This is a genomic window from Streptomyces sp. CA-294286 (assembly GCF_050947155.1).
Lineage (GTDB): Bacteria > Actinomycetota > Actinomycetes > Streptomycetales > Streptomycetaceae > Streptomyces.
In genome coordinates this window covers 4786205-4811873 of sequence record NZ_CP192005.1, presented here as the reverse complement: position 1 = coordinate 4811873, position 25669 = coordinate 4786205, and the positions used below count along the sequence as shown (strand labels likewise).

Genomic DNA, 25669 nt, shown 5'->3' with positions numbered 1-25669 from the left:
CGCAACGTACGGCGGCTGTGCCGTGACCCCTGCGCCCGTCACGCGTTGGGCAGGGCATGAAGAAACGAAGCATGGCCGCCGTCGCGTCCCTCGCCGCCGGTTTTGTCGCCGCTATGGTCTCCCCCGCCCCGGGTGCGCACGCCGCGACGCCCGCCGACCAGCTCGGCTCGCTGCCCGTCTCCGGCGAGCTGCTCGACGAGGTGGCGGTGTCGGCCACCGAGACCGTCACGGAGGCCGTCTCCCAGGCGGGACCGGCTGTCGGGAAGTAGCTGTCGGACGTTCTGGTCCCGGCCGTGCCCCGCACCCAGCGGTTTTCGGGTGCGGGGCACGGCCGTGCCGCGGGGCGCTCGGGCAGGGAGCGAGGGGCGGGCCCGCACTGCTCGCGGGCCGGTTCTCACAGCGCTCACGCCGGACGCACGCTGATGAGCGCCAGGCGGCCGTCGCATTCCAGCAGTCCGTTCGCGTCGGATCCGGTGGCTCTGTCGCTGCGGATGCCTGTGCCCGTATGCCCGCCGCGGTCCGTGTCGGTGCGCAGCACGGCGTCGTACGGCAGCAGGGTGGTCGTGGTGCTGCCGACGAGGGCGGCCGGGGCGTCCAGGGGGATCGCGAGCGTGGTGCCCGGCCCGTCGGGCCATCGGCGGCGGGGGCCCCGGGCGATGTCGACGTGGACCGTCAGGCCGCTCGTGCGGCGGTGCATCACGTTGAGGTTGACCACCGGGCCGTCGAGGAGGCGGCAGTCGGTGGGCACGTCACCGGGGAAGTGCTGGGGCGCGTAGCGGGCGTCGACCAGGCGGGATCGGGGCGTGCCGTCCGCGAGGGCGAGGGCCATCCCGGCGCCCTCGACCATCGTCAGGACGCGGTCCACGCCGGGGAAGACGGAGAACGGGCCGTCGGCGGCGACCTCCGCCAGGCTCACCCGCCACGCGAAGCCGGACGCTCCCGGGCCGGGCGGCCAGGAGGCGATCTCGCGGGTGAGGCCGCCACCGTTCCTCCAGGGAACGGCGGGGCGGTCGGCGTGGCGCAGGATCCGGGTGCTCACCGGAGGACCCCTTGCGCGCGGGCCGCCGCGAGCCAGCTCGGGAATTCGCGCAGCAACTGGTCGTAGAGGTCCGCGTCGGAGAGCGCGGAGGGGTTCTCACCCGCGTGGAAGTAGCCCGCGTTGTCGACCAACCGCTTCTGCGGAACGGCGAGTTCGTCGAGCTTGCGCAGAAAGTCGAACTGCGTGCTGCGGGTGTTGCCGAATCCCACGAACTGCCAGAACAGCGGGAGCCGGGCGGCCTTGCAGAGATGGCGTTCGGCGGCGAGCTTGTTGATCGGGCCGCCGTCCGTCTGGAAGACCACCAGGGCGGGGGCGGTCGCGCCGCTGTCCAGGTAGTGGTCGATGACGGCGTCCATCGCCAGGTGGTAGCTGGTTTTCCCCATGTGGCCGAGGCTCCGCGTGATCTGCTCCACGCGACCCCGGTGGTGCGCCAGTTCGATCTCGGTGACCGCGTCGACGTCCGTGGAGAAGAACACGGTCGGGACCGTTCCGTCGTCGTCGAGGTGCGCGGCGAGGCCCAGCACCTGGTCGGCGAGGGCCTGGACACTGCCGTCCTGGTAGTACGGCCGCATGGACCCCGAGTAGTCGACGACCAGGTAGACCGCCGCACGCTGCCCGCCCAGTCCGTTCTTGCGCAGGCTGACGCCCGCGCTCTTGTAGAGGCTGACGAGCGCGGGAGCCGTCTGCTGAACCTTGCGGAGGTCGATGGGCATGGGGCGGACCCGCTTTCCGTACGTGCGTTCCGGGCCGGTGCGTTCCCGGACCGCCGAGATTACGCCAACCGGCTCACCGGTACGGGGCGTCGAGACCCAGCAGCCTGGCCAGCCGGCGGCGGTGCGAGGCGGCCGGGCCGAGGAGGTGGGCGGCGGAGTGGGCACGCTTGAAGTGGTCGTGGGCGGGGTGCTCCCAGGTGATGCCGATGCCGCCGTGCAGTTGGATCATCTCGCCCGCGACCTTCTGGTACGCCTCCGAACAGGCGGCCTTCGCCGCGGCGGCCGGCTCGGGGGCGGCGTCGGCGGCCGTGGCGGCGAGGGCGAGCGAGCGGGCCTCCTCGACCAGGACGTACAGGTCGGCGAGCCGGTGCTTGACCGCCTGGAAGGAGCCGATGGGCCGCCCGAACTGCTCACGGTCCTTGGTGTACTGCACGGTGATCTCCAACGCCCTCGCGGCTGCGCCGACCTGTTCGGCGGCCAGCGCGGTGCAGGCCAGGTCCCGGACCCGGGCGAGGACACGGGCGCCCTCGGTGGAGACCGGGCGGGCCGGGGCGCGGTCGAGGACGACGCGCCCGAGGGGGCGGGTGCGGTCCATGGTGGGCAGGGGGTCGAACAGCCCCTGGGGGTCTCGGAGTTCGAAGAGTGCGATGCCGGACGGGGTACGGGCGGGGGCGAGAACGACGTCCGGGGCGTCGGGGCCGCCGAGGACGTACTCCTTCGTGCCGGTGAGCAGCCAGTCGCCGCCGTTACCGGACTCCTGGGCGGTCGTGGTGAGGTCGGCGGCCTCCCAGCTGCCCCGGCTGCCGTCGCCCGCCGCACCCGCTTCGGCCCAGGCGAGGGCCGCGGTGCTCTCGCCCCGCGCGAGGGGCGGCAGCAGGCGGGCGCACGCCTCGTCGTTGCCGGCGGCGATAAGCGCGTCGGTGGCGAGGACCGCCGAGCCCAGGTAGGGGACGGGGCTCAGTGCACGGCCCAACTCCTGCATGACGACGTGCACTTCTCCGCGGCCGGGACAGCCAAGGCCGCCGTACTCCTCGGGGATCGTCAGGGCGGCGATGCCGATGTCCCGGGTCAGCGGGGGCCAGGCGGCGGCGCCCTCGTGCCGGGTGAGGACCGACCGTACGGCCGCCCGCAGCGCCTCCTGCTCCTCGGTGGGGTTCGGACCGCCCGTCCCGGGACTGCGCGTATCGGGACCGCCCGTCCCGGGACTGCGCGCTTCGGGATCGCCCCCCTGCGGGCTGTCCGTTCGCGGCCTGCCCGGCCGGGGGCTGCTCGCGGTCGGCGTGTTCGCCGCCGGGGTGTGCGCGTTCGACATGCTCCCGTTCATGCTGCGTCGTTCCTCTCTTCCCACCGCGCGGCGCGGTTCGTCCCCGGGCTTCTCCCCCGGCGTCGCACGGCAGGGGGCCGGGAGAGCGAACGCGGCGCGCGGAACCGCGGAACCGGCCGGGCGTTCGCGGGATCCGGCCGGGTGGGCATTGAACCCCGCCGCGGCGTACATGTCTCCGGCGCGAACGGGGAGCGCCGGAATCTTCACGCGGCGAGGACGCCGGTGGCGGCCGGGGCCGCGGGCACTCTTGACCTCAAGTCCGCTTCAGCTTGTTGGCTGCTGCCCATGAATCCGATGCGCGTTTCCCGCCCCGCGGTCACCTTGTTGATCGTCCTCCTCGGCTATCTCACCCTCCCCATGTCGATGTCCGGCACGACGATCGCGCTCCCGGAGATCGGCCGGGACCTCGACGCGTCGGGCCCGGCCCTCCAGTGGGTGGTCACCGGCTACTTCCTGACCGCTTCCGCCGTCATGCTCGTCGCGGGCTCGCTCGGCGACCTCTTCGGGCGCCGGAAGGTGTATGCGACCGGAGCCGCCCTCTACACGGTCGGCACCCTCGTGGCCTCCACCGCACAGGACATCCTGCTCCTCGACGCGACCCGCACGCTGGCCGGAGCCGGAGCCGCCGGGGTGATGGCGGGCGGCGGCGCGATCCTCGCCTCGACCTTCGAGGGGCCCGCGCGGACCAGGGTGTTCGCGGCGGTGGGCACGGTCGCGGGCATCGGCATCGCGGTCGGACCGTCGCTGTCGGGGCTGCTCGTCGGCTCCTACGGGTGGCGCACGACGTTCCTCGTCTTCGGCGTCGCCGGAGTCGTCATCCTGTCAGCGACGTTCTTCATGCAGGAGTCGAAGGCGGCGCTGCGGCCCCGGGTGGACCGGCCGGGTGCGGCGACGTTCATCGCGGGGCTCGCCCTGACCATGTTCGCGATCACCCAGAGCGGCACGGCCCGCTGGCTGGGTCTGGCGGCGGGAGCGGCCCTGCTCGTCGTCTTCGTACGCGTCGAGCGCCGCAGCGATCACCCGCTGCTCGACCTCGCGCTGATCCGCCACCGCGGCTTCATGGGGTGGATCGTGGGCGGCACGGCCATCGCCATGGGCTCCTCCGGCGTCATGATCTTCTTCCCGACGTACCTCCAGGGCGCGAGCGGCCTCTCGGCGGGCGGTGCGGGACTCGTCATGCTGCTGATGACCGCCCCGGTCTTCGTCGTCCCCCAGCTCGGCGCGCGCCTGGTCAACCGGGGTGTGCCACCCCGCCACCTGCTGGTCACCGCCCTCGGCCTGTCGGCCGTCGGCAACGCCCTGCTCGCCGTCCTCCTGCACCCCGGCGCCGGCGTGGCGCAGCTCGCGGCACCGCTCGTACTGATCGGGGTGGCGAGCGGGCTCGCCATGGGCCTCGTCGACGGGCAGGCGATGAGCATGGTCGACGCGGCGCGGGTGGGCATGGCCTCCGGTGTCCTCAACACCGTCCGGGCGGGCTCGAACTCCTTGATGATGGCGGTCTTCGGGGCGGCCCTGATCTCCCTGCTGCACGGCAGGCTCGACGACGCGGCACTGGCAGCCGACGTCGCGGCCGGCAAGCTGCCCGGGACCCAACAGGCTTTCCTGGCGGGCGAGTTCACTTACGTCTGGCAGCTCGCGCTGGGCGCCGTGGCGGCGCTCATGGCTGCGGCGACCGTCCTGGTGCACCGGATGCTGCGTCCCCTGCCGGAGGGCCCCGCCGCGACGGCCGCCGCGCGTCCCGCGCGGTCCCTCGCCCGGTGACGGGAACGTGCCGCGGCGCCCGCCCCTTGTCCGGTCGGGGACGAGGTGGGGCGGGCGCCGCGTAAGTTCCGTACGACGCTGTACGGGACATCTGTGGGCGTTGTTCACGCAGGGCGCGGAGCCGTTCGGAACAACGTAGGAGCCACCGTACGCCAGGTCAGACCGTCAGCGCACGGTCGGTCGGCTTCACCGGGGCCGGGAGCGCGCTGACACCGGTGAGATAGCGGTCCACTCCGCGGGCGGCGGAGCGGCCCTCGGCGATGGCCCAGACGATGAGGGACTGGCCGCGGCCCGCGTCGCCCGCGACGAAGACCCCGTCGACGTTGGTGGCGTAGTCCGCGTCGCGGGCGATGTTGCCGCGCTCGTCGAGGTCCAGGCCGAACTGCTGGACGAGGCCGTTGGCCTGGTCGGTGCCGGTGAAGCCCATCGCGAGGGTGACCAGCTGGGCGGGGAGGACGCGCTCGGTGCCCGCCTTCTGCGCCGGCTTGCCGTCCTTGAACTCGACCTCGATGAGGTGGAGGGACTGCACGTTGCCGTCCTCGTCGCCCTCGAAGTGGGTGGTGGAGACGGAGTAGAGCCGTTCGCCGCCCTCCTCGTGCGCGGAGGTGACCTTGTAGAGCATGGGGAACGTCGGCCAGGGCTGGCCCGGGTTCCGCTCCTCGCCGGGCCTGGGCATGATCTCCAGCTGGGTGACGGAGGCCGCGCCCTGGCGGTGGGCGGTGCCCACGCAGTCCGCGCCGGTGTCGCCGCCGCCGATGACCACGACGTGCTTGCCCTCGGCGGTGATCGGGGAGACGGTCAGGTCGCCCTCCTGCACCTTGTTGGCGAGGGGCAGGTACTCCATCGCGAAGTGGATGCCCTTGAGGTCCCGGCCGGGGACCGGGAGGTCGCGGGAGACGGTCGCGCCGGCGGCGACGACCACCGCGTCGTACCGGCGGCGCAGCTTGGCCGCGTCGACGTCGCGGCCGATCTCCACCTCGGTGCGGAACTTGGTGCCCTCGGCCCGCATCTGCTCGATGCGCCGGTTGATGTGGGACTTCTCCATCTTGAACTCGGGGATGCCGTAGCGCAGCAGCCCGCCGATGCGGTCGGCACGCTCGTACACGGCGACGGTGTGTCCGGCCCGGGTGAGCTGCTGGGCGGCGGCGAGTCCGGCCGGCCCCGAGCCGATGACGGCGACGGTCTTGCCGGAGAGCCGCTCGGGCGGCTGCGGGGTGACGTCGCCGCTGTCCCACGCCTTGTCGATGATGGTGACTTCGACGTTCTTGATGGTGACGGCGGGCTGGTTGATGCCGAGCACGCACGCCGACTCGCAGGGCGCCGGGCACAGCCGCCCGGTGAACTCCGGGAAGTTGTTGGTGGCGTGCAGGCGCTCGGAGGCGGCCGTCCAGTCCTCGCGGTAGGCGTAGTCGTTCCACTCGGGGATGAGGTTCCCGAGCGGGCAGCCGTTGTGGCAGAACGGGATGCCGCAGTCCATGCAGCGGCCGGCCTGCTTGCTGATGATCGGCAGGAGCGACTTGGGAACGTAGACCTCGTTCCAGTCCTTGACGCGCTCCTCGACCGGGCGGGTCCTGGCGACTTCGCGCCCGGTGGTCAGAAAGCCCTTGGGGTCAGCCATGGGTCGCCGCCTCCATCATCTTCTCGGTGGTCTCCTGCTCGGAGAGCCCGGCCAGCTCAGCGGCGTCCTTGGCGGCGAGCACTGCCTTGTACGTGGACGGGATGATCTTGCTGAATCGAGCTGCGGCGGCGGGCCAGTCGGCCAGCAGCTTCGCCGCGACGGTCGATCCGGTCTCCTCCTGGTGGCGGCGCACGACGTCGTGCAGCCACTGCTGGTCGGAGGTGGACGGGGTTTCGACGGCGCCCAGGTTGCCCGCGTTGACGTTGTTGCGGTCGAGGTCGATGACGTACGCGACACCGCCCGACATGCCGGCGGCGAAGTTGCGTCCGGTCTCGCCGAGGACGACGGCGTGGCCGCCGGTCATGTACTCGCACCCGTGGTCGCCGACGCCTTCGGAGACGACGGTGGCGCCGGAGTTGCGGACGCAGAAGCGTTCGCCGGTCCGGCCGCGGAGGAAGATCTCGCCGCCGGTCGCGCCGTAGCCGATGGTGTTTCCGGCGATGGTGGAGTACTCGGCGAGGTGGTCGGCGCCCCGGTCCGGGCGGACGACGACCCGGCCGCCGGAGAGGCCCTTGCCGACGTAGTCGTTGGCGTCGCCCTCCAGGCGCAGGGTGATGCCGCTGGGGACGAACGCGCCGAAGGACTGGCCGGCCGACCCGGTGAAGGTGATGTCGATGGTGTCGTCGGGCAGTCCGGCCCCGCCGAACTTCTTGGTCACCTCGTGGCCGAGCATCGTGCCGACGGTGCGGTTGATGTTGCGGATGGCGATCTGCGCGCGGACCGGCTGGGCGGTCTCCGCGGAGTCCGCGCCCAGGGCGTCGGCGGCCAGCTTGATCAGCTGGTTGTCGAGCGCCTTCTCCAGGGCGTGGTCCTGGGCGGCGACCTGGTGGCGGACCGCGCCCTCGGGCAGCTCCGGCACGTGGAACAGCGGTGCCAGGTCCAGGCCCTGGGCCTTCCAGTGGGTGATCGCCCGGTCGGTTTCGAGGAGTTCGGCGTGGCCGACGGCCTCCTCGACCGTGCGGAAGCCCAACTCGGCGAGGATCTCGCGGACTTCCTCGGCGATGAACTGGAAGAAGTTGACGATGTGCTCGGCCTTGCCGGTGAACCGCTCGCGCAGGACCGGGTTCTGGGTGGCGATGCCGACGGGGCAGGTGTCGAGGTGGCAGACGCGCATCATGACGCAGCCCGACACGACGAGCGGGGCGGTCGCGAAGCCGAACTCCTCGGCGCCGAGAAGGGCGGCGATGACGACGTCGCGGCCGGTCTTCAGCTGGCCGTCGGTCTGCACGACGATGCGGTCGCGCAGGCCGTTGAGGAGGAGGGTCTGCTGGGTCTCGGCGAGGCCGAGTTCCCAGGGGCCGCCCGCGTGCTTGAGCGAGGTCAGCGGGGAGGCGCCGGTTCCGCCGTCGTGGCCGGAGATCAGTACGACGTCGGCGTGCGCCTTGGAGACGCCGGCGGCGACCGTGCCCACGCCGACCTCGGAGACCAGCTTCACGTGGATGCGGGCCGCCGGGTTGGCGTTCTTGAGGTCGTGGATCAGCTGGGCGAGGTCCTCGATGGAGTAGATGTCGTGGTGCGGGGGCGGCGAGATGAGGCCGACGCCGGGCGTCGAGTGACGCGTCTTGGCGACCCACGGGTACACCTTGTGGCCGGGCAGCTGGCCGCCCTCGCCGGGCTTGGCGCCCTGCGCCATCTTGATCTGGATGTCGTCCGCGTTGACCAGGTACTCGCTGGTCACGCCGAAGCGGCCGGACGCCACCTGCTTGATGGAGGAGCGCCGCGCCGGGTCGTACAGGCGCTCGGCGTCCTCGCCGCCCTCACCGGTGTTGGACTTGCCGCCCAGCTGGTTCATGGCGATGGCGAGGGTCTCGTGCGCCTCCTGGGAGATGGAGCCGTACGACATGGCGCCGGTGGAGAACCGCTTGACGATCTCGGCGGCGGACTCCACCTCGTCGATCGGGATCGGCTGCCGGTCGGACTTGAAGCCGAACAGGCCGCGCAGCGTCATCAGCCGCTCGGACTGTTCGTTCACGCGCTCCGTGTACTTCTTGAAGATGTCGTAGCGGCGGCCGCGCGTCGCGTGCTGGAGGCGGAAGACCGTCTCCGGGTCGAAGAGGTGCGGCTCGCCCTCCCGGCGCCACTGGTACTCGCCGCCGATCTCCAGCCGGCGGTGCGAGGCGGCGATGCCGGAGGCGGGGTACGCCTTGGCGTGCCGGGCGGCGACCTCCTCGGCGACGACGTCGAGTCCCGCGCCGCCGATCTTGGTGGGGGTGCCGTTGAAGTACGTGGCGACGAAGTCCTCGTTCAGGCCGACGGCCTCGAAGACCTGGGCGCCCCGGTAGGAGGCGACGGTGGAGATGCCCATCTTGGACATGACCTTGAGGACACCCTTGCCGAGGGCGTGGATCAGGTTCCGGATGGCCTGCTCGGCGTCGTCCGTCTCCAGGAACGTCCCGGCGCGAACCAGGTCCTCGACCGACTCCATCGCCAGGTACGGGTTGACGGCCGCGGCGCCGTAACCGATCAGCAGCGCGACGTGGTGCACCTCGCGGACGTCGCCGGCCTCGACCAGCAGGCCCACCTGGGTGCGCTGCTTGGTGCGGATGAGGTGGTGGTGCACGGCGGAGGTGAGCAGCAGCGACGGGATCGGCGCGTGCTCGGCGTCGGAGTGCCGGTCGGAGAGCACGATCAGGCGCGCGCCGGCCTCGATGGCGGCGTCGGCCTCGGCGCAGATCTCCTCGATGCGGGCGGCGAGTGCGTCGCTGCCGCCGGAGACCCGGTAGAGGCCGGAGAGGGTCGCGGCCTTCATGCCGGGCATGTCGCCGTCGGCGTTGATGTGGATGAGCTTGGCCAGCTCGTCGTTGTCGATCACCGGGAAGGGCAGGGTGACGGAGCGGCACGACGCGGCGGTCGGCTCCAGGAGGTTGCCCTGCGGGCCCAGCGAGGAGCGCAGCGAGGTGACCAGTTCCTCGCGGATCGCGTCCAGCGGCGGGTTGGTGACCTGGGCGAACAGCTGGGTGAAGTAGTCGAAGAGCAGCCGGGGGCGCTCGGAGAGCGCCGCGATCGGCGAGTCCGTGCCCATCGAGCCGAGGGGCTCGCCGCTGGTCCGCGCCATCGGGGCGAGGATGATCCGCAGTTCTTCCTCGGTGTAGCCGAAGGTCTGCTGGCGGCGGGTGACCGAGGCGTGGGTGTGCACGATGTGCTCGCGCTCGGGGAGGTCCTCCAGCCCGATCTCGCCGGTCTGGAGCCACTGCTGGTACGGGTGTTCCGCGGCGAGCGTCGCCTTGATCTCGTCGTCCTCGACGATGCGGTGCTCGGCGGTGTCGACGAGGAACATGCGGCCCGGCTGGAGGCGGCCCTTGCGGACGACCTTCGCGGGGTCGATGTCCAGGACGCCGACCTCGGAGGAGAGGACGACGAGGCCGTCGTCGGTGACCCAGTAGCGGCCGGGGCGCAGACCGTTGCGGTCGAGGACCGCGCCGACCTGGGTGCCGTCGGTGAAGGTGACGCAGGCCGGGCCGTCCCAGGGTTCCATCTGGGTGGCGTGGTACTGGTAGAACGCGCGGCGGGCCGGGTCCATGGAGTCGTGGTTCTCCCACGCCTCGGGGACCATCATCAGCACCGAGTGCGGCAGCGAGCGCCCCCCGAGGTGCAGCAGTTCCAGCACCTCGTCGAAGGACGCGGAGTCCGAGGCGTCCGGCGTGCAGACGGGGAAGATCCGCTCCAGCTTGTCCTCGCCGAAGAGTTCGCTCGCCAGCTGCGACTCCCGCGCCTTCATCCAGTTCCGGTTGCCCTTGACGGTGTTGATCTCACCGTTGTGGGCGACGAAGCGGTACGGGTGGGCCAGCGGCCACGACGGGAAGGTGTTCGTGGAGAAGCGCGAGTGCACGAGCGCCACGGCGGTCGCCAGGCGGCGGTCGGAGAGGTCCGGGAAGAACGGCTCCAGCTGCCCCGTGGTCAGCATGCCCTTGTAGACGATGGTGCGCGCGGAGAGCGACGGGAAGTACACACCGGCCTCGCGCTCGGCGCGCTTGCGCAGGACGAATGCCTTGCGGTCGAGGGCGATGCCCGCGCTGTGGCCGTCGGTCACGAAGAGCTGCCGGAAGGCGGGCATGGTGGCGCGGGCGCCGTTGCCCAGCAGACCGGGGGCGACGGGGACCTCGCGCCATCCGAGGACGGTGAGTCCCTCCTCGGCCGCGATCGTCGCGATCCGCGCGGCGGCCTCGGCGCCCGCGTCCGGGTCGGCGGGCAGGAAGCCGATGCCGACGGCGTAGGCGCCGGCCGCCGGGAGCTCGAAGTCCGCGACCTCGCGGAGGAAGGCGTCGGGGACCTGGAGCAGGATGCCGGCGCCGTCGCCGGAGTCGGGCTCGGAGCCGGTGGCACCGCGGTGTTCGAGGTTGCGCAGTACCGTCAGCGCCTGCTCGACCATGTCATGGCTGGCCACACCGGTGAGGGTGGCCACAAAGCCGACGCCGCAGGCGTCGTGCTCGTTACGGGGGTCGTACATCCCCTGCTGGGCGGGGCGACCGTCCATGGGCGACCAGGCGTGGGTACGCATCGGCACTCCCGTCGTCGTCGTGGCATAAGGCAAATACCGAGGGACGACACTGGCCCTCCGCGAAATTTCGTGCAGGTTACATGATGGCTGGCTTCTCAGGAAGCGGATAGCTCATTCCACCATGCGGACACCGCCCGTAGCGGTGGATGTGGTGCGGGGCGGACAGAACGCCACCCTCTGGACCGTGCGGACAGGCATCGTTGCCTGCGGCGCTTACGGCTCATGCCCGGTGGTCAACTGGACGAAACCGATGAGTAACGGCTACTTATGCGCCACCTTGCATAGAGCCTCATCCTACGGCGCATGCCGGGAATCCGCGCCGGGGCGTACGTCACACTGCCGACACGCCCGCACCTCGGCGCGGCACCCCCCGGCGGAACCGGCCCACCGGCCCGCCGGGGGGCTGCTGCTCACGCTCCTTCCGTACGGACCCGGGACCCGCCCACGCCGGGCCGCTAGACCGCGGCCCCGAACAGCGCGCCCAGCCCGTACGTCACCGCCGCCGCCGATCCGCCGAGGACGAGCTGCCGCAACCCGCTGAACCACCACGTCCGCGCGGTCACCCGGGCGACGACCGCCCCGCACGCGAACAGTCCGACGAGCGCCGACAGCACGGCGGGCAGCAGCGAGACGGCCCCCAGCAGGTACGACAGGACGGGCAGCAAAGCCCCGAGCGCGAACGCCGCGAACGAGGACCCGGCGGCCACCAGTGGCGACGGAAGGTCGTCGGGGTCGATGCCCAGCTCCTCGCGCGCGTGGATCTCCAGCGCCTGCTCGGGGTCCCGGGACAGCTGCTCCGCGACCTGCCGGGCGAGGTGCGCCTCGACACCCCGCGACTCGTACAGCGCCGCCAGCTCCGCCATCTCGTCCTGGGGGTGCTTCCGCAGCTCGTGCCGCTCGACGGCCAGCTCCGCCTCGACCAGCTCCCGCTGGGAGGCGACCGAGGTGTACTCCCCCGCCGCCATGGAGAACGCACCGGCTGCCAGCCCGGCCAGCCCGGTGATCACGACCGTCTGCGGCGAGACGGCCCCGCCGGCCACCCCCGTCATCAGCGCCAGGTTGGACACCAGCCCGTCCATCGCGCCGAACACCGCCGGACGCAGCCAGCCGCCGTTGACGTCGCGGTGGGTGTGGTTGTCGCGGTGCGCCGCGTGCGGCGTCGCTCCGGTCTCGATGACGGCCATGCCGCTTCCCCCGTACCCCTCGTCGATCCTTGCGGTCGGGGAGCCCCCGACACCAGGAACCTACGCAGGATTCGAAGCTCCCACCAGCAAGGAAGGCCGAACTTACTTACCGAAATCGGGGCCTGCGCCATGGTTTCCAAGGCAAGCCTCTCCTTCCTCTCAGGCTTCCATCCGGTTGGAGCCGTCAGGGAACTCGCCGGGGCCCGCCTCTCTCTCCGCCGCTCGCCAAAAGGGATGATTCGGGCATGACGACCGTCCGTCCACCCACCGGATCCCGCGGGCCAGGACGAGAACCCTCCCCCCGAGAGGCCACCGGATGACCCAGCCGCCCACCCGCCCGACCACCCTCACGGTCCTCGGCAGCACCAACATGGATCTCGTCGCGTACGCCGCCAAGGCCCCGGCCCCCGGAGAGACCGTGGCGGGCCATTCCTTCCGCACCGTCCCCGGCGGCAAAGGGGCCAACCAGGCCATCGCGGCTGCCCGCGCGGGCGGGGCGGTCACGATGATCGGCGCGGTCGGCACCGACGAGTTCGGGCCGCGCCTGCGCTCCGCCCTCGAACACTCCGGCGTCGACACCGATTTCCTGCGCACCGCCGAGGGCGCCTCCGGCACGGCCCACATCGTCGTGGACGACGACGGCGGCAACTCCATCGTCGTGATCCCCGGCGCGAACGGCACCGTCACCGGTCTGACCCCCGGCGACGAGACGGTCATCGCCGGGGCCTACGCCCTTCTCCTCCAGCTCGAACTCCCGCTGCCCGCCGTCACCGCCGCCGCCCGCGCCGCCCGCCGGCACGGGGTGCGTACGATCCTCACACCGGCCCCCGCCTGCTCCATGCCGCCCGAACTCCTGGACGTCACCGACCTGCTGGTGCCCAACGAGCACGAAGCCGCGTCCCTCACCGGCCTCCACAACCCCCTGCTCGCCGCCCGCGCCCTTTTGGAGCACGTCCCCGAAGTGGTGGTCACCCTGGGCGCCGCGGGCAGCGCGTACGTCACCCGTGAGGCTCCCGACCCGGTCTTCGTCCCGGCCGTTCCCGCGAATCCGGTCGTCGACACGACCGCCGCCGGGGACACCTTCGTGGGCGCCCTGGCGGTGGCGCTCGGCGAGGGGAAGCCGATGCGGGACGCCATGCGCTGGGCGGCGGCGGCTGCGGCGCTGTCCGTCCAGCGGCACGGCGCGTCGACGTCCATGCCCTGCCGACAGGAGATCGACGCCCTCTGACGCCGGGCCCCGGCACGGCAGACACATGCAGACGCATGCGCAGCCCGGACACGCCAAAGGGCCGCCGGAACCCTTGCAGGGTTCCGGCGGCCCCATGTCGCCCGCGCGGGCGCTCCCGCGTACGAGCGTCAGCTCTTCCTGGCGTCGGCCTTGCCGCCCTCGGCCGGGTCGCCCTTCGACGGACTCGCGCCTTCGCCCTTCGTGAGGCTCGGCCCGGCGGCCTCGGGCTTGTCGGCTTCCCCGGCCTTTCCGGCGGCGTCCGCGTCGGTCGCCGCGTCCAACTTCGTCTCCGGCCCGCTCTCCGGCCCGCCCTCCGGCTCGACGACCGCTTCGCGGCCCGGTCGCATGCGCGCCGACAGGACGAGGTAGACGACGGCCAGGACGAAGACGACGAGCGCCGTCCACACGTTCAGGCGCAGGCCCAGGATGTGGTGCGCGTCGTCGACCCGCATGTACTCGATCCAGGCGCGTCCGGCGCAGTACAGGGCGACGTACAGCGCGAAGACCCTGCCGTGCCCCATCTTGAACCGGCGGTCCGCCCAGACGACGACGGCCGCGACACCGAGGCACCACAGCGACTCGTAGAGGAAGGTCGGGTGGTAGAGCCCCGGCTCGTCCCCCCTGGTGATTTTCAGCGCCCACGGGAGGTCGGTGGCCCGGCCGAACAGTTCCTGGTTGAACCAGTTGCCCCAGCGGCCGATGGCCTGCGCGATGGCGAGGGCGGGGGCCATGGCATCCGCCCAGGCGGGCAGCGGGATCCCCCTGCTGCGGCAGCCGATCCAGGCGCCGACGGCACCGAGCGCGACGGCGCCCCAGATGCCCAGGCCGCCTTCCCAGATCTTGAACGCGTCGACCCAGTTCCGGCCTTCGGAGAAGTAGAGCTGGTAGTCGGTGATGACGTGGTAGAGCCGCCCGCCGACGAGGCCGAACGGGACCGCCCACACCGCGATGTCGGCGACCGTCCCCGGCTTGCCGCCACGGGCGATCCAGCGCTTGCTGCCGTACCAGACGGCTACGAAGACACCGATGATGATGCAGAGTGCGTAGCCGCGCAGCGGGAGGGGTCCGAGGTGGATCTCACCGGCCGCCGGGCTGGGAATGTAGGCAAGGTTCATGGCGTGTCCGACGCTACCTTGCCGGGCGCGGACAGAGACAACCCGCCCGGCAACGGCTGGGTAACGGGGACCGCGCGCGAGCCGCGGGCGGACGCGTGCCGCCCAGGCACCGCTCCGCGCCCTCCCGGGCCCGTCCGGGCGGCTGGGGTCGGCAGGTCCCGGACCGTCCGAGGCCGGGTCGTCACGTCGGGCGCCCCGGACCGTCCCGGACGCGTCGGAAGGGCCGGAAGGGCCGGAAGGGCCGACGGAGGACAGAGCGGGCCGCGGCGGGGGGCAGCGGGCAGCGGGGGATGCTGCGGGTCCGTCCGGCCGGTCACCACGGCGGGCACGGACACCGGCGCCAGCCGTCCGCCCCCGTCCGGGCCCCTCCCGACCCGTCCGGAATCCGCCGCACGCCCCCGGGCCCGTGCCCGCGCCGTCCCCCGCCGTACCTCACGCATCGGCACCACGGGCATGGTCACCGCCCCCTCACCCGCCCCCTCACCCTCACCGGGGCCCGTTGCCACCACCCGCAGCCGGAGCCCCCGCCCCCTCCGGCACGGCCGCCGCGCCCGCAGCCGCGCCCGGGGCCCCGGGCGGTGCCGTCGGCGCTCCCGGCGCGGATCCCGGGGCAGCACCCGGCACGGCTCCGGGCACAGAACCCGGCGCGGCGCCCGGGACGGCTCCCGGCGCGGCGCCCGGCGCAGAGCCCGGCGCGGCGCCCGGGGCGGTGCCGCGGGGTGCACCCGGCTCCGCGCCCGCTCCCGGTGCTCCCGGTGTCCTGGTCCCGGCCGGCTTGCCCCTGTTGGCCGCGTCCACCCACTTCACCAGGTTGGCGGGCGAGATCTGCTCGTTCCCCTTCTGCGGGAAGATCGGCTCCCCGTTGAGCAGCACCGTCGGTGTCGCCTTGTACTTGGACTTGTTGAACTCCGACTGGACCTTGGTGACCCATCCCGCGTGCGTGCCCTCGTCGACGCACTTGTCGAAGGCCGTGCCCCGCAGTCCCGGCACCTTGGACGCCAGGTCCAGCAGACGGCTCCTGTTGCCGAAGGCGTCGTCCGTCTCCTCGGGCTGGTTGCGGAAGAGGACGTCGTGGTACGCGTGGAACTTCCCCACGTCCTGGGCACAGCCCAGCGCGTTCGCCGCGTACTTCGAGCCGTTGCCCATCACCGCCTTGTCGATGAACGACACCAGGTGGTACTCGGCCCGGAGCTTCCCGGCCTTCTCCAGCTGGTTGATCGTGTCGCGCATGCTGTTCTCGAACATGCCGCAGGCCGGGCAGCGCAGGTCCTCGTACACGGTGAGGACGGACGGCGCGTCCGGCGCCCCCACCGGAATGGCGACCTTCTCGGCGCCGACCGCGCCCGCGGGGGCGACGACCTTGCCGGAATTGCCGTCGGATGCCTCGTCGCCCTTGTCGTCACCGCTGTTCGCCGCGACCACGCCGACGACCGCGGCCAGGCCGAGGACGCCGACCACCGCTGCGGCGACCACCAGCGCGCGCCGTCGCTTGTCGCGTGCCTTCTGTGCTTCGCGCTCCTGGATGAGCCGCTCTCGGGCGGTTCGCTTACCTTCGAAGTTCTTCTCGCTCACACCCGCAGCAACGAATCGGGGCGGCACCGATGTGCCACCCCGACCCACAATCCACTCAAATGGACTACGGAACCTAAAAGTTACGCCGCCGACGGATGGACGTCGCTCCCCCGTACGTCGGCTCTCCGTACGTCAGTCCCGCCGCACCCCGGCCGCCAGCTCGGCGGCCAGTTCGCGCACCGCGACCAGCCCGGCCCCTTCGTCCGGCGCGTCCAGCATCCGCTTGACGAACGCCGAGCCGACGATCACTCCGTCGGCGAAGGCCGCGACTTCCTTGGCCTGTACGGCGTTCGAGACCCCGAGCCCGACGCACACCGGCAGCTCGCTGCCGGTCGCGCGGGTCCGCCGTACGAGTTCCGCGGCCTCCTGACCGACGGACTCCCGCGTTCCGGTGACACCCATCAGCGACGCCGCGTACACGAAACCCGAGCCCGCGGCCGTGATCGTGGCCAGCCGTTCGTCACGGCTGCTGGGGGCGACCACGAAGACCGTGGCCAGACCGTGCTTCTCGGCGTGTTCACGCCACAGCGCGGACTCCTGGACCGGCAGGTCGGGCAGGATGCAGCCCGCGCCGCCCGCCTCCGCGAGCTCCGCGGTGAACCGCTCGACGCCGTACCGGTCGATGGGGTTCCAGTACGTCATCACCAGTACCGGCACCCCGGTGGCCGCGTGCGCCTCGCGCACCGTGCGCATGACGTCCGCGATCTTCACGCCGCCCCGCAGCGCGATGTCGTCGGCGGTCTGGATGACGGGGCCGTCCAGCACCGGGTCGCTGTGCGGCAGCCCGACCTCGACCACGTCCGCGCCGCCCGCGACGACGGCCTTGACCGCCTCGATGCCGCCGTCCACGGTCGGGAACCCGGCGGGCAGGTACGCGATGAGCGCGGCCCGCCCCTCGCCCTTCGCCGCGGCCAGGGTGTCGCTCAACAGCTGTACGTTCCCGCTCACTTGGCGTCCCCCGTGATCTCCGCGACCGCCGTCTCGTCCTCGGCGACGACGGCGTCCGTGTCGTACAGCCCGAAGTAACGGGCCGCGGTGTCCATGTCCTTGTCGCCGCGCCCGGACAGGTTGACCAGGATCAGCCCGTCCGCGCCCAGTTCCCTGCCGAGGTCCAGCGCCCCGGCGAGCGCGTGCGCGCTCTCGATGGCCGGGATGATGCCCTCGGTACGGGAGAGCAGCCGCAGCGCCTGCATGGCGGCGTCGTCGGTGACCGCGCGGTACTCGCCGCGGCCGATGTCCTTGAGGTACGAGTGCTCCGGGCCGATGCCCGGGTAGTCGAGCCCCGCCGAGATCGAGTACGGCTCGGTGATCTGGCCCTCCTCGTCCTGGAGGACGTAGGACCGGGAGCCGTGCAGGATGCCCGGTTCCCCGGCGCTCAGCGTGGCCGCGTGCTCACCCGTCTCGATGCCGTGCCCGGCGGGCTCGCACCCGACCAGGCGGACGTTCTCGTCGGGGATGAAGGCGTGGAAGAGGCCGATGGCGTTGGACCCGCCGCCCACGCACGCCACGGCCGCGTCGGGGAGCCGTCCCGTCCGCTCCAGGATCTGCTTGCGCGCCTCCACGCCGATCACCCGGTGGAAGTCGCGGACCATGGCGGGGAAGGGGTGCGGGCCTGCGACCGTGCCGAAGAGGTAGTGGGTGCGGTCGACGTTGGCGACCCAGTCGCGGAACGCCTCGTTGATGGCGTCCTTCAGGGTGCGGGAGCCGGACTTCACGGCCACGACCTCGGCGCCGAGCATCCGCATCCGGGCGACGTTGAGCGCCTGGCGCTCGGTGTCGATCTCGCCCATGTAGATGGTGCAGTCGAGGCCGAACAGGGCGCAGGCGGTGGCGGTGGCGACGCCGTGCTGGCCCGCGCCGGTCTCGGCGATGACGCGGGTCTTGCCCATCCGCTTGGTGAGCAGGGCCTGGCCCAGCACGTTGTTGATCTTGTGCGAGCCGGTGTGGTTGAGGTCCTCGCGCTTGAGGAAGATACGGGCGCCGCCGGCGTGCTCGGCGAAGCGCGGCACCTCGGTGAGGGAGCTGGGCCGGCCCGTGTAGTGGACCATCAGGTCGTCCAGTTCGGCGGCGAACGCGGGGTCCGCCTTGGCCTTCTCGTACTCGACGGCGACCTCGTCCACCGCGGCGACCAGCGCCTCGGGGATGAACTTGCCGCCGAAGTCACCGAAGTAGCCGTCGCTGGTGGGCACTTGACCCTGGGGATCGGGAATGAAGAACTCGCTGGGCATGCGGAAACTCCTCGTACGCACTACGTGATCCGGGAGGGAGGTGAAAGGTGTGTCGCTGTGACGACGCCCGCGGGGGCGTTCAGCGACGACGCCATCGCATGCCGTTGATCTGACCGGGTTCGGACCCGATGTGGTAGCGCACCCGCCGGCCGCGCACCCGCCGTGCGGGCGCGCGGCAGCCGCGCGGGCGGCAACCGCGGGCGAGACGGGCGTGCGGAGTCATGACCGGGTCAGCTCCGGCCGTGCCGCAGTGCCGGGTGGGCGCCCGCGGCGACCAGGTCGGACACGGCCGCCTTGGGGTCGCGGCCGGTCACCAGGGACTCGCCGACGAGGACGGCGTCCGCGCCCGCGTTGGCGTACGCGATCAGGTCGTGCGGTCCGCGCACGCCCGACTCGGCGATCTTCACGATGTGCGCGGGGATCTCCGGAGCGATCCGCTCGAAGGTGCCGCGGTCGACCTTGAGGGTCTTGAGGTCGCGGGCGTTCACGCCGATGATCTTCGCTCCGGCGGCGACGGCCCGGTCGACCTCGTCCTCGTCGTGCACCTCGACCAGCGGGGTCAGCCCGATGGACTCGGCGCGCTCGATGAGGGAGACCAGCGCGTCCTGCTCCAGCGCCGCCACGATCAGCAGCACCAGGTCGGCGCCGTACGCACGGGCCTCCCAGAGCTGGTACGCGGTGACGATGAAGTCCTTGCGCAGCACCGGGATGTCCACCTTGGCGCGGACGGCCTCCAGGTCGGCGAGCGAACCGCCGAAACGGCGTTCCTCGGTGAGCACGGAGATGACGGCGGCACCACCCGCCTCGTAGTCGGCGGCGAGGCCGGCCGGGTCGGCGATGGCGGCGAGCGCGCCCTTCGAGGGGCTGGACCGCTTGACCTCGCAGATGACCTTCACGCTGTCGCCGCGCAGGGCCGCGACACCGTCCTTGGCCACCGGCGCCCTGGCGGCCCGCTCCTTGAGCTCCTCCAGACTGACACGTGCCTGCCGCTCCGCGAGGTCGGCGCGTACGCCTTCGATGATCTCGTCGAGCACACTCACGCGAGCTGCCCCCTTCCGGGACTGTGGTGGAGAGCCGGGATCGGCCACGCCGATGGTATCCGCACCGGGCCGAAGGTGACGCATCCAGCGGCGCGGCGTCCCACTGAGTGGGCACCGACCTGCGAATTTCAGGGAGCGAGCGCAGATCCGAACGGGAGGTTGCGCACCACGCTGAAGACGGCGAAGAGTCCCCCCAGGACCCACCAGAGGACGGGAGGCGGAGCGATGCGCACCCGCTTGCGCCGCACCGCCCAAGTGATCCACACGACCATCAGCACGGCGAAGGCCGCGTACCCGAGCACGGCCATGGCGTTGGCGCCGAGCGCGCCCAGCAGGTCGCCGTGCGCGACCGCGTGCGCGCTGCGCAGCCCGCCGCAGCCGGGGCACAGGATGCCGGTGGTGGCGAGCAGGGGGCACACCGGGTAGTGGCCCGGCTCGTTCGGGTCGACGGCGCCGACGTACGCGAAGGCGGCGACGGCCGCGGCGAGGGTGGCCAGCGGCGCCGCGAGGCGGCGCACCGGGGAGGCGGGCAGCTCCGGCGGCTGCCGGACGGGGGGCCCGGCGGGCGGGAGGGCGGGCGGGGGGGTCGGCGAGGGGGCGTCCACGTGCCGATTGTCCCCGCCGGCGCCCTCCGGCGCACGCACCCGGCGTGCCCGTGCCCCGTACGGACGCCGGGGATCGGGCGCCGGAGCGCGGACGAGGCGCAGCCCGTGGTGGACTGCGCCTCGCCGCGTGCCGCCGAAACCCGGGCGCGTACCGGACGCGTCCTGTCCGCCCCGCCGTGCCCGTCCGCCGTGCCTACCGCTGGTGCTGGAGCTGCGCGCGACCCGCCGCCTCGCGGGCCTCGACGAGGGCCGGAGCCTCCTTGGGCATGCCCATCCCCGCCATGCGCATCGACAGTCCGACCAGTCCGCCGACCAGGGAGATGCCGATGCCGATCCAGAAGCCGACGGAGTTGGCCATCACGATGTAGGCGCTGGAGACGCAGATGCCGATGAAGGCGATGACAACGCCGGTCCAGGCGGCCGGGGTGTGTCCGTGGTGTCCGCGGCTGGCCATGAGGTGCTCCTTGGTGACTTCGTGTTCTTCAGCTTCGGGATGCTCGGACTCATTGTTCCCCACCGGGACACTGCGCGTGACGTCGGGTCACCCTTCGCGCGTCGGCGCTTCGCCTTCCCGGGTGTCCGATTCGCGGGTGGGGTCCTCGCCGCGGTCCAGGGCCTTCCACAGTTCCTCGGGGCGTTCGGGGTCGGCCGGCTTGCGGGTGGGGGTGCGGGGGCTTCCGGCCCGCTCGTACTTGCCGCCCATGCCGGGCCAGGACCCGCCGAAGCGCAGGGCGAGGAGACCGGCCGCGAGGATGAGGAGGGCGCCGCCCGCGGTGACGTAGGGCCAGGCCGTTCGGGTGAGGCCGGTGACGGTGGCGGCGAGGTCGCCGGAAACCTGGGCGGCCTGCTCGTCGAGCGCGGCGCGGTCGTTCGCGCCGAGCACACTGGCCAGGGCGGCTCCGGCGCCGCTCAGCGCGAGGAGCGCGGAGACCAGCACGCGGCCTGCCCCGCGTACGGCGAAGACGGCGACCAGGGCGGCCAGCGCGACGACGGCGAGGGCGGCCGGGACGCCGGTGACGGACTGGCCGTCCGCGTCCACGGTCCTGGCGCCGATGCCCGCGACGGCGGCGGTGGCCGACGTCCAGGTCTGTCCGGAGGCGATCAGTACGACGGTGGAGCCGAGCGCGCCGAGCAGCAGGGCGGCGGCGAGACTGCGCCTGCCGCCGCCCCGGGCTGCTCGGGCTGCTGGTTCGGCGGGGGCTCGGGGGGTGGGGGGTACGGCGCTCACTCCCCCACTATCCCTCACCCCCCTCCTCGTCCCGCGCGGCGGTCGCCGCTCAGCTGCCGAGGCGGTTCGCGGTGTGCACGGCACGCAGGACGGCGGCGGCCTTGTTGCGGCACTCGGTGTCCTCGGCGACCGGGTCGGAGTCCGCGACGACGCCCGCTCCGGCCTGCACGTACGCGGTCCCGTCCCGCAGCAGGGCGGTACGGATGGCGATGGCCGTGTCGGAGTCCCCGGCGAAGTCGAGGTACCCCACGCAGCCGCCGTACAGTCCGCGTCCGGTCGGCTCCAGCTCCTCGATGATCTGCAGGGCGCGCGGTTTGGGTGCGCCGGAGAGGGTGCCGGCGGGGAAGCACGAGGTCAGTACGTCGAAGGCGGTCCGCCCCTCGGCGACCCGTCCCGTCACCGTGGACACGATGTGCATGACGTGCGAGTACCGTTCGATCGACATGAAGTCGACGACCTCCACGGAGCCCGGTTCGCAGACCCTCCCCAGGTCGTTGCGGCCCAGGTCGACGAGCATCAGGTGCTCGGCCCGCTCCTTGGGGTCGGCGAGCAGTTCGTCGGCGAGCGCCTGGTCGAGCTGCGGGGTGGCGCCGCGGTGCCGGGTGCCGGCGATGGGGTGCACCATGGCCCGCCCGTCCTCGACCTTGACCAGGGCTTCGGGGCTGGAGCCGACGACGTCGAACCCGTCGAAGCGGAAGAGGTACATGTACGGGGACGGGTTGGTCGCCCGCAGCACGCGGTAGACGTCCAGCGCGCTCGCCGTGCACGGCGTCTCGAAGCGCTGCGACGGCACGACCTGGAACGCCTCGCCCGCCCGGATCCGCTCCTTGACGTCCTCCACCGCCGCCCGGTAGTTCGCCCCGCCCCAGTTCTCCGTGTACGGGGGGACCTCCGAGGGGGGCAGGGCGGCGGGCGCGGAGGGCACGGGCCGCGACAGGTCGGCCTCCATCGCGTCGAGGCGGGCGACGGCGTCGGCGTACGCCTCGTCGACGCCCGTGTCGAGGTCGTTGTGGTTGATCGCGTTGGCGATGAGCAGGACGGTGCCGTGCCGGTGGTCGAGGACGGCGAGGTCCGAGGTGAGCAGCATGGTCAGCTCGGGGAGGCGGAGGTCGTCCGTGGTGTGCCGATCGATCTTCTCCAGGCGGCGCACGATGTCGTACCCGAGGTAGCCCACCATGCCGCCGGTGAACGGCGGCATGGCCCCGTCGACGAACGCAGCCAGGTCGCGCGGGGTGTGCAGGGTCTCGACGGTGGCCCGCAGCGCGGCGAGGGGGTCGCCGTCGGTCGGCACGCCGACGGGCGGTGTGCCGATCCAGTGGGCGCTGCCGTCGCGGGCGGTGAGGGTGGCAGCGCTGCGGACGCCGACGAAGGAGTAGCGGGACCAGGAGCGGCCGTTCTCGGCGGACTCCAGGAGGAAGGTGCCGGGGCGCTCGGCGGCGAGCTTGCGGTACAGCCCGACGGGGGTGTCGCCGTCCGCGAGGAGCCGGCGGCTGACGGGGATGACGCGGCGGTCGGCCGCAAGCTTGCGGAAGGTCTCCAGATCCATGCCCGCCGACCCTACTTGCCCTGCGCGGCGGGCAGGACGACCGGCAGCACGTCGGCGTCGAAGCAGGTGCGCGCGCCGGTGTGGCAGGCGGCCCCGGTCTGGTCGACCTTCACCAGGACGGTGTCGCCGTCGCAGTCCAGGGCGACGCTCTTGATGTGCTGCACGTGGCCCGAGGTGTCCCCCTTCACCCAGTACTCGTTCCTGCTGCGCGACCAGTAGGTGCAGCGGCCGGTGGTCAGCGTCCGGTGCAGTGCCTCGTCGTCCATCCAGCCGAGCATCAGCACCTCGCCGGTGTCGTACTGCTGGGCGATGGCGGGAACCAGGCCGTCGGCGGTGCGCTTGAGGCGGGCCGCGACGGCGGGGTCGAGGGGGCTCTGGGGTGCGGGCGTACTCATGGGGCAATTGTGCAGCTTCCCGGGGGGACCGAGGCCGGTAGTCCACTGTGCGGACGGCTCTCCGCGGTCGTACGCTGGCCGACATGTCTACCCATGCCAAGCGCGAACGGCTCCTGCTCGCCGATCTGTTGGAAGCCGCGGGCCCCGACGCCCCGACCCTGTGCGAGGGGTGGAACACTCGGGATCTCGCCGCCCACACGGTGGTGCGGGAGCGACGCCCGGACGCGGCGGCCGGCCTGCTGCTGGCCCCGCTCAAGAACCGTCTCGACCGCGTGCAGTCGGAATTCGCCGCGAAGCCGTACGACGAGCTGGTCCGGCTCATCCGCACGGGGCCGCCCCGCCGCTCCCCGTACTCGCTCAAGCAGGTGGACGAGGCGGCGAACACGGTGGAGTTCTACATCCACGCCGAGGACGTGCGGCGCGCGCAGCCCCAGTGGACGCCGCGCGACCTGGACCCGGTGTTCGCCGACGCCCTGTGGACGCGGGTGGAGAAGACGGCTCGCGTGCTGGGGCGGAAGTCCCCCGTCGGCCTGGTCCTGCGCCGCCCGGACGGCCAGACGGCGGTCGCGCACCGGGGAACGCCGGTGGTGACCGTCACCGGTGATCCCGGCGAACTCGTCCTGTTCGCCTTCGGCCGCCAGGAGGCGGCGCGGGTGGAACTGGACGGCGACAAGGAAGCGGTCGCACGGCTGCACGAGGCGAAGCTGGGCATCTGACCGGACCGCCGCGACGACGACGGAGAGGTACGGGGCGGGGGCGGCGTGGGAGCCGTCCCCGCCCCGCTCGTCGTGCACGGCCTCCCGTACGCCGGGTCGCCCGGCGTCGGACGGCTCGGCGCGCCGAGCCGCCTGGCGTCCCGGCACGTCGGCGCGCTAGCCGTCGGGCAGTTCGGCCTCCCGCACCTCCCGGTAGGAGACGCCCACCAGACCCGCCGCCAGGCAGAGCGCCCCGCATCCCCAGAACACCGGGGTGGCGCCCCACAGTCCGATCGCGGCCCCCACCACCGGGTAGGCCAGCGGCGCGACCCCGAGGCTGATCAGCGACATCAGCGAGGAGACCCGGCCCAGGTACGCGGGCGCCGTGGCCGTCTGCACCAGCCCCGCCGTCAGCCCGCCGCACAGCGCCACGAGCATTCCCATCGGCGCGGCCACCAGCACCGCCCACCCGAGACCGGGCGCCGACCCCAGGGCGCAGACCAGCACCGACCCCCCGGCCAGCCCTGCCAGCCGCACCCGCCCGGCCCGCGGCACCCGTCCCCGCGCGGTGAGCAGCAGCGCGGTGGCCGCCGCGCCGGCGCTGAACGCGCCCACGATCCAGGCGATGCCCGTGGCGCCCCAGCCCCGCTCCGAGGACAGCAGGACGACGCCCACGTTGATGAGGGGGATGCCGCCCAGGTCGAAGAAGATGTTGGAGAGGATCAACGGCCCGACGAGCCGGTGACGGCGGACATAGCCGAAGCCGTCCGTCAGGTCCCGCCACACGGAGCGGCGCTGCGGCCCGTCTCCCTCGGCCGACGGCTCCTCCTGGGGCAGCGGGGCGATCCGCACCGCCACCAGCAGCACCAGCGACCCCGCGAACAGCGCGCCCGCGACCGCGAACGCCGCCGCGGCCCCGCCGAGCCCCATCGCCAGTCCGGCCACCGGCGCTCCCACGATGCCGCCGAACCTGTTCGCCAGCGCCTTCATGCCCTGGACCCGCACGAGCTGGTCGGGCGCGGTGATGCGCGGGGGCAGCGCGCCGACGGCCGGCATGAAGAGCGCGTCCACCGCCCCGAAGACCAGTGCCACCAGCACCAGCAGCCAGACGGCGGGGCCGGTCAGCATCAGGGCCGCCGCGACGCCGAGGATCATCGCGCAGCGCATCGCGTCCGAGACGATGACGATGCGCCGCGGGCCGAAGCGGTCGGCGATCACGCCGCCGCCGAGCATCAGCACCGCACGCGGCACCGCCCCGCTCGCCATGATCAGGCCGACCTCGGCGGGGCCGCCCGCCTGGGCGGCGGCCCAGCCGAGCGCGAGGAAGTACACGGCGTCGCCGACGAGGGAGGCGGCGTAGGCGCTGAGCCAGCGCAGGACGTTGCCGTCCCGGTGGGCGGGCCGGCCCGAGGGCTCTGCCTCCGGGGCGTCCTGCGCCGCCGGGCCCGCGGAGGCTTCCGGGGCGTCCGCCGGGTCGCGGCGTGATTCAGTCATCGTTTGCTGGCCCTCTCAGGGACGGAACGGGAAGCCGCACATCCGGACGGAGACCTGTTCGCGTCCTTCCGTGTCGCCGGCCGCCTCGGCGGCGCGTGCCGGCTCCCGGTAGGGATTGATCAACCTGCGGATTGCTTGGAAGAGTTGGCGGAGCCCTGTCGCGGTGCGCCGGGGCAGGCGCCCCCGGCGGGCAGGGCCCGGCAGAGGACGCGCGGGGCGGGAGAAGACCGTGCGCGCGGGGAGTTCGGTGTCGCACCGGGGATCGGTCGCATGCTCGGTTTCCGGTGCCATGTGCGCACCGTAGGGAGGGAAGGAAACGTCGCGCA

The 25669-nt window shown here is 72.7% G+C and carries 23 protein-coding genes; 4 read left to right on the top strand and 19 right to left on the bottom strand.

What is annotated here, in order from left to right; genetic code table 11:
- The first annotated feature begins 71 nt into the window (after positions 1–71).
- Positions 72–269, top strand: coding sequence for a hypothetical protein (locus tag ACQPZG_RS25970; protein ID WP_433548130.1), 198 nt, complete (start codon positions 72–74; stop codon positions 267–269).
- A 134-nt stretch (positions 270–403) separates the two neighbouring features.
- Here the strand turns inward: ACQPZG_RS25970 and ACQPZG_RS25965 are convergent, their stop codons facing one another.
- The 3 genes from ACQPZG_RS25965 to ACQPZG_RS25955 form a co-directional block, all read right to left on the bottom strand.
- Entirely contained in the window at positions 404–1039 is a 636-nt protein-coding gene (locus ACQPZG_RS25965) for a HutD/Ves family protein (protein ID WP_433548129.1), read from the bottom strand.
- On the bottom strand, positions 1036–1752 hold the full coding sequence (locus ACQPZG_RS25960; RefSeq protein ID WP_433548128.1) for a VWA domain-containing protein: 717 nt from the start codon (positions 1750–1752) through the stop codon (positions 1036–1038). The genes ACQPZG_RS25965 and ACQPZG_RS25960 overlap by 4 nt, the downstream gene beginning before the upstream one ends.
- A 73-nt stretch (positions 1753–1825) precedes the next feature.
- Positions 1826–3076 carry an acyl-CoA dehydrogenase family protein gene (locus tag ACQPZG_RS25955; protein ID WP_433548127.1) on the bottom strand — a complete coding sequence of 417 codons (1251 nt, stop codon included), beginning with the start codon at positions 3074–3076 and terminating at the stop codon, positions 1826–1828.
- 285 nt (positions 3077–3361) lie between these two features.
- On the opposite strand from ACQPZG_RS25955, the gene ACQPZG_RS25950 reads away from it, so the two are divergent.
- A complete protein-coding gene (locus tag ACQPZG_RS25950; protein WP_433548126.1) occupies positions 3362–4837 on the top strand; it encodes an MFS transporter in 1476 nt (491 codons plus the stop codon).
- Positions 4838–4994: 157 nt separating this feature from the next.
- Here the strand turns inward: ACQPZG_RS25950 and ACQPZG_RS25945 are convergent, their stop codons facing one another.
- The 3 genes from ACQPZG_RS25945 to ACQPZG_RS25935 all read right to left on the bottom strand — a co-directional run bounded on the left by ACQPZG_RS25945 (position 4995) and on the right by ACQPZG_RS25935 (position 12197).
- The gene (locus ACQPZG_RS25945; RefSeq protein ID WP_433548125.1) at positions 4995–6455 is read right to left on the bottom strand and encodes a glutamate synthase subunit beta; all 1461 of its coding nucleotides are present in this window, start codon (positions 6453–6455) and stop codon (positions 4995–4997) included.
- Positions 6448–11013 (bottom strand): glutamate synthase large subunit, encoded by a 4566-nt coding sequence (gene gltB / locus ACQPZG_RS25940; protein WP_433548124.1) that lies wholly within the window; start codon positions 11011–11013, stop codon positions 6448–6450. Before gltB ends, ACQPZG_RS25945 begins: the two co-directional genes overlap by 8 nt.
- Before the next feature lie 455 nt (positions 11014–11468).
- The gene (locus tag ACQPZG_RS25935; RefSeq protein WP_433548123.1) at positions 11469–12197 is read right to left on the bottom strand and encodes a VIT1/CCC1 transporter family protein; all 729 of its coding nucleotides are present in this window, start codon (positions 12195–12197) and stop codon (positions 11469–11471) included.
- A gap of 316 nt (positions 12198–12513) precedes the next feature.
- On the opposite strand from ACQPZG_RS25935, the gene rbsK reads away from it, so the two are divergent.
- Positions 12514–13425: a ribokinase gene (gene rbsK / locus ACQPZG_RS25930; RefSeq protein ID WP_433548122.1), complete on the top strand. Its 912-nt coding sequence runs from the start codon at positions 12514–12516 to the stop codon at positions 13423–13425.
- A gap of 128 nt (positions 13426–13553) precedes the next feature.
- On the opposite strand, the gene lgt is transcribed toward rbsK, so the two are convergent.
- The 11 genes from lgt to hisI form a co-directional block, all read right to left on the bottom strand.
- Entirely contained in the window at positions 13554–14540 is a 987-nt protein-coding gene (gene lgt, locus ACQPZG_RS25925) for a prolipoprotein diacylglyceryl transferase (RefSeq protein WP_433548121.1), read from the bottom strand.
- A gap of 486 nt (positions 14541–15026) precedes the next feature.
- The gene (locus ACQPZG_RS25920; RefSeq protein ID WP_433548120.1) at positions 15027–16112 is read right to left on the bottom strand and encodes a DsbA family protein; all 1086 of its coding nucleotides are present in this window, start codon (positions 16110–16112) and stop codon (positions 15027–15029) included.
- Between the two features lie 132 nt (positions 16113–16244).
- On the bottom strand, positions 16245–17060 hold the full coding sequence (gene trpA / locus ACQPZG_RS25915) for a tryptophan synthase subunit alpha (protein ID WP_433548119.1): 816 nt from the start codon (positions 17058–17060) through the stop codon (positions 16245–16247).
- On the bottom strand, positions 17057–18340 hold the full coding sequence (gene trpB / locus ACQPZG_RS25910) for a tryptophan synthase subunit beta (RefSeq protein ID WP_433548118.1): 1284 nt from the start codon (positions 18338–18340) through the stop codon (positions 17057–17059). The genes trpA and trpB overlap by 4 nt, the downstream gene beginning before the upstream one ends.
- Positions 18341–18419: 79 nt before the next feature.
- Positions 18420–18563, bottom strand: a complete 144-nt coding sequence (trpM, locus tag ACQPZG_RS25905; protein ID WP_373312432.1) for a tryptophan biosynthesis modulator TrpM — start codon at positions 18561–18563, stop codon at positions 18420–18422.
- 7 nt (positions 18564–18570) lie between these two features.
- Positions 18571–19380: an indole-3-glycerol phosphate synthase TrpC gene (gene trpC / locus ACQPZG_RS25900; protein WP_433548117.1), complete on the bottom strand. Its 810-nt coding sequence runs from the start codon at positions 19378–19380 to the stop codon at positions 18571–18573.
- 128 nt (positions 19381–19508) lie between these two features.
- Positions 19509–19985 carry a DUF2752 domain-containing protein gene (locus ACQPZG_RS25895; protein ID WP_433548116.1) on the bottom strand — a complete coding sequence of 159 codons (477 nt, stop codon included), beginning with the start codon at positions 19983–19985 and terminating at the stop codon, positions 19509–19511.
- 193 nt (positions 19986–20178) lie between these two features.
- On the bottom strand, positions 20179–20439 hold the full coding sequence (locus ACQPZG_RS25890) for an HGxxPAAW family protein (protein WP_433548115.1): 261 nt from the start codon (positions 20437–20439) through the stop codon (positions 20179–20181).
- 87 nt (positions 20440–20526) lie between these two features.
- Positions 20527–21213 carry a TIGR02234 family membrane protein gene (locus ACQPZG_RS25885; protein WP_433548114.1) on the bottom strand — a complete coding sequence of 229 codons (687 nt, stop codon included), beginning with the start codon at positions 21211–21213 and terminating at the stop codon, positions 20527–20529.
- Between the two features lie 49 nt (positions 21214–21262).
- Positions 21263–22759, bottom strand: coding sequence for an anthranilate synthase component I (locus tag ACQPZG_RS25880; protein ID WP_433548113.1), 1497 nt, complete (start codon positions 22757–22759; stop codon positions 21263–21265).
- Between the two features lie 11 nt (positions 22760–22770).
- Positions 22771–23154, bottom strand: a complete 384-nt coding sequence (hisI, locus tag ACQPZG_RS25875; RefSeq protein ID WP_433548112.1) for a phosphoribosyl-AMP cyclohydrolase — start codon at positions 23152–23154, stop codon at positions 22771–22773.
- An 83-nt stretch (positions 23155–23237) separates the two neighbouring features.
- Here hisI and ACQPZG_RS25870 point away from each other — a divergent pair, with 83 nt between their 5' ends.
- On the top strand, positions 23238–23870 hold the full coding sequence (locus ACQPZG_RS25870) for a TIGR03085 family metal-binding protein (RefSeq protein ID WP_433548111.1): 633 nt from the start codon (positions 23238–23240) through the stop codon (positions 23868–23870).
- A 156-nt stretch (positions 23871–24026) separates the two neighbouring features.
- On the opposite strand, the gene ACQPZG_RS25865 is transcribed toward ACQPZG_RS25870, so the two are convergent.
- Complete coding sequence (locus ACQPZG_RS25865; protein ID WP_433548110.1) at positions 24027–25343, bottom strand: MFS transporter; 1317 nt, start codon at positions 25341–25343, stop codon at positions 24027–24029.
- Between the two features lie 15 nt (positions 25344–25358).
- Complete coding sequence (locus ACQPZG_RS25860; protein ID WP_433548109.1) at positions 25359–25634, bottom strand: hypothetical protein; 276 nt, start codon at positions 25632–25634, stop codon at positions 25359–25361.
- Positions 25635–25669 lie beyond the last annotated feature (35 nt).

What these genes read in the sequence shown, in the direction of transcription:
- ACQPZG_RS25970 (WP_433548130.1), top strand. Translation starts at nt 72, where the DNA reads ATGGCCGCCGTCGCGTCCCTCGCCGCCGGTTTTGTCGCCGCTATGGTC.
- ACQPZG_RS25960 (WP_433548128.1), bottom strand. Translation starts at nt 1,752, where the DNA reads ATGCCCATCGACCTCCGCAAGGTTCAGCAGACGGCTCCCGCGCTCGTC.
- ACQPZG_RS25955 (WP_433548127.1), bottom strand. Translation starts at nt 3,076, where the DNA reads ATGAACGGGAGCATGTCGAACGCGCACACCCCGGCGGCGAACACGCCG.
- ACQPZG_RS25950 (WP_433548126.1), top strand. Translation starts at nt 3,362, where the DNA reads ATGAATCCGATGCGCGTTTCCCGCCCCGCGGTCACCTTGTTGATCGTC.
- ACQPZG_RS25945 (WP_433548125.1), bottom strand. Translation starts at nt 6,455, where the DNA reads ATGGCTGACCCCAAGGGCTTTCTGACCACCGGGCGCGAAGTCGCCAGG.
- gltB (WP_433548124.1), bottom strand. Translation starts at nt 11,013, where the DNA reads ATGCGTACCCACGCCTGGTCGCCCATGGACGGTCGCCCCGCCCAGCAG.
- ACQPZG_RS25935 (WP_433548123.1), bottom strand. Translation starts at nt 12,197, where the DNA reads ATGGCCGTCATCGAGACCGGAGCGACGCCGCACGCGGCGCACCGCGAC.
- rbsK (WP_433548122.1), top strand. Translation starts at nt 12,514, where the DNA reads ATGACCCAGCCGCCCACCCGCCCGACCACCCTCACGGTCCTCGGCAGC.
- lgt (WP_433548121.1), bottom strand. Translation starts at nt 14,540, where the DNA reads ATGAACCTTGCCTACATTCCCAGCCCGGCGGCCGGTGAGATCCACCTC.
- trpB (WP_433548118.1), bottom strand. Translation starts at nt 18,340, where the DNA reads ATGCCCAGCGAGTTCTTCATTCCCGATCCCCAGGGTCAAGTGCCCACC.
- trpM (WP_373312432.1), bottom strand. Translation starts at nt 18,563, where the DNA reads ATGACTCCGCACGCCCGTCTCGCCCGCGGTTGCCGCCCGCGCGGCTGC.
- ACQPZG_RS25890 (WP_433548115.1), bottom strand. Translation starts at nt 20,439, where the DNA reads ATGGCCAGCCGCGGACACCACGGACACACCCCGGCCGCCTGGACCGGC.
- ACQPZG_RS25880 (WP_433548113.1), bottom strand. Translation starts at nt 22,759, where the DNA reads ATGGATCTGGAGACCTTCCGCAAGCTTGCGGCCGACCGCCGCGTCATC.
- hisI (WP_433548112.1), bottom strand. Translation starts at nt 23,154, where the DNA reads ATGAGTACGCCCGCACCCCAGAGCCCCCTCGACCCCGCCGTCGCGGCC.
- ACQPZG_RS25870 (WP_433548111.1), top strand. Translation starts at nt 23,238, where the DNA reads ATGTCTACCCATGCCAAGCGCGAACGGCTCCTGCTCGCCGATCTGTTG.
- ACQPZG_RS25865 (WP_433548110.1), bottom strand. Translation starts at nt 25,343, where the DNA reads ATGACTGAATCACGCCGCGACCCGGCGGACGCCCCGGAAGCCTCCGCG.
- ACQPZG_RS25860 (WP_433548109.1), bottom strand. Translation starts at nt 25,634, where the DNA reads ATGGCACCGGAAACCGAGCATGCGACCGATCCCCGGTGCGACACCGAA.